The following is a 2,411-nucleotide window of genomic DNA, read 5'->3' as shown; positions in this document are numbered from 1 at the left end:
TGTTTTGAAAAGTATTTAATTCTGTGCTTTATATTTATTTTTTATAAAACTCAATTGGTTATTGTGTTTTTAAGCGTTGGGCTTCTAAAGTTGTAAATAGGCTGCATTTTCATCAATTATCAAAAAAATAAAATTAATAATAAGAAAAGGAAATACTAGGTAGGGGATTAGGAAGGGTACAATATAAAAACACTTTTATTGTGGTTTAACCTTAGTTTAATGCATGTATTGCAAGTGTTTACAATGACATAGTGAATATAAGCGTCGCTTTATAAAGCAGTGTGTTTGTCTGTTGCACTAATTGTTCAATAAATGGTTGCTTGGTCGGTGTTTTGTGACGTTCCTCAATTTTTTCTGGCTTTTTATCAAGTATTAGCGCACAATGCGTCCCCTATTAGTCGAGGCCCGTGCTTGAGGTTGCTGTTGCAGAACCCTTGGTAGCAAAGGGGCCCCGTTTTTAAGTTGATCATATATTGGGATCCCAATGCAAGAAACTGTTACAGAATTTCGCCAACTAGACTTGGCCGACACACTATTATCTGCACTAGACAACATGGGCTTTGTTGCTCCTACGCCTATTCAGGCAGCGTCAATTCCTCTTCTTCTTACAGGTGTTGATGCACTAGGTAAAGCACAAACTGGTACAGGTAAAACAGCAGCTTTCTCACTTCCAGTTCTAAATAAAGTAAACCTATCTCAGCATAAACCTCAAGCAATTGTTATGGCTCCAACACGTGAGCTTGCGATTCAGGTTGCCGCTGAAATGAAAACGCTTGGTCAAAACATCCAAGGTCTTAAAGTTCTTGAGATCTACGGTGGTGCATCAATCGTTGACCAAATGCGCGCACTAAAAAATGGTGCACACATTGTTGTTGGTACTCCTGGTCGTGTTAAAGACCTTATCTCTCGTAAGCAACTTCACCTAGACGAAGTACACACTTTCGTTCTTGATGAAGCTGATGAAATGCTGAAGATGGGCTTCGTTGACGACGTAACTTGGATAATGGAACAAGCACCAGAAAGTGCACAGCGTGTACTATTCTCTGCAACTATGCCTCCAATCGTTAAAGAAATCGTTGACCGCTTCCTACGTAACCCTGAGCGTATTGACGTTGCTGGTGAAAACCGCACTGTTTCTAAAGTTGAGCAGCAGTTCTGGGTTGTTAAAGGCGTAGAGAAAGACGAAGCAATGAGCCGTCTTCTTGAAACTGAAGATACAGATGCTTCAATCGTATTCGTACGTACTCGTCAAGATACTGAGCGCCTAGCTGATTGGCTATGTTCTCGTGGCTTTAAAGCTGCGGCACTTCACGGTGATATTCCTCAGTCTCTACGTGAGCGTACAGTTGATCACATCAAACGTGGCGTGATTGATATCCTAGTTGCAACTGACGTTGTTGCTCGTGGTCTTGATGTGCCACGTATTACACACGTATTTAACTACGATATCCCATTCGATGTTGAATCATACATCCACCGTATCGGTCGTACAGGTCGTGCAGGACGTACAGGTAAAGCGATCCTACTAGTTCGCACTAACCAAATCCGTATGCTACGTACTATTGAGCGTGTAACTAAGTCTCGTATGGAAGAAATCCAACTTCCTCTACGCGATGTGGTTGCAGCAGCTCGTCTAAGCCGTTTAGGTGAAGAGCTACAAGCTCAGAAAGAACAAACTAACGTTGATGCATTCGTTGAACTTGTTGAAAAACTACAAGAGTCAATTGAAGTTGATGCAGCAACACTAGCCGCTATGCTTCTTCAGCGTCAGCAAGGTAACCGTCCTTTATTCTACAAAGGTCCAGATCCAATGATCGCTGCTATTGAGCGTGAAGCACAACGTCGTGAGCGTCGTGGTAACGACCGTGACCGCGGTGAGCGTGGCGATCGTCGTGACCGTGGTGAGCGTCGTTCATTCAACAGCGCTGACTGGGATACTTACCAGTTACAAGTTGGTCGTGAGCAAGGTGTTCAGGTTAAAGATATCGTTGGTGCTATCGCTAACGAGCTTGGCCTAAGCAAAGAGTTCATCGGTGCAATTAAACTAGCTCCAACTCACACGTTTGTTCAACTTCCTAAGAAGATGACTGCAGAAGTTGCAGCACAGCTTAAGAAGCTACGTATTCGTCAAAACGAAGTGAAAGCAGTAGTTGTTGAAGGTGAAGTGCTTCGCGAACACCGTCCTCGTGGTGGTAACCGTGATAACAACCGTGGTGGTTACCGTGGTAACCGCGACAATAACCGCGGTGGTGAGCGTCGTTTCGACCGTAACCGTGGTAATGATAACCGTGGTGGTTACCGTGGTAATCGTGATAGTGCTCCTCGTGGTGACCGTAAGCCTCGCTCAGAAGCATAATCATTGTTGATAAGCTAGAATAAATAAAAGCCGAGTTTTTAACTCGGCTTTTTTG

The 2,411-nt window shown here is 43.6% G+C and carries 1 protein-coding gene; it reads left to right on the top strand.

From position 1 onward, the window contains the following. Positions 1–484: 484 nt before the first annotated feature. Positions 485–2,356, top strand: coding sequence for a DEAD/DEAH box helicase (locus E5A76_RS02320; RefSeq protein ID WP_161117982.1), 1,872 nt, complete (start codon positions 485–487; stop codon positions 2,354–2,356). Positions 2,357–2,411: the final 55 nt, after the last annotated feature.

Origin of the sequence: Photobacterium lucens, from assembly GCF_009873615.1 — a bacterium.
GTDB lineage: Bacteria > Pseudomonadota > Gammaproteobacteria > Enterobacterales > Vibrionaceae > Photobacterium > Photobacterium lucens.
Note: the sequence above shows the minus strand (reverse complement) of the source record. Positions and strands in the feature narration are given on the sequence as shown.

Bases quoted from the DNA above. Each gene is read 5' to 3' on its own strand.
- E5A76_RS02320 (WP_161117982.1), top strand. From the start codon at position 485: ATGCAAGAAACTGTTACAGAATTTCGCCAACTAGACTTGGCCGACACA.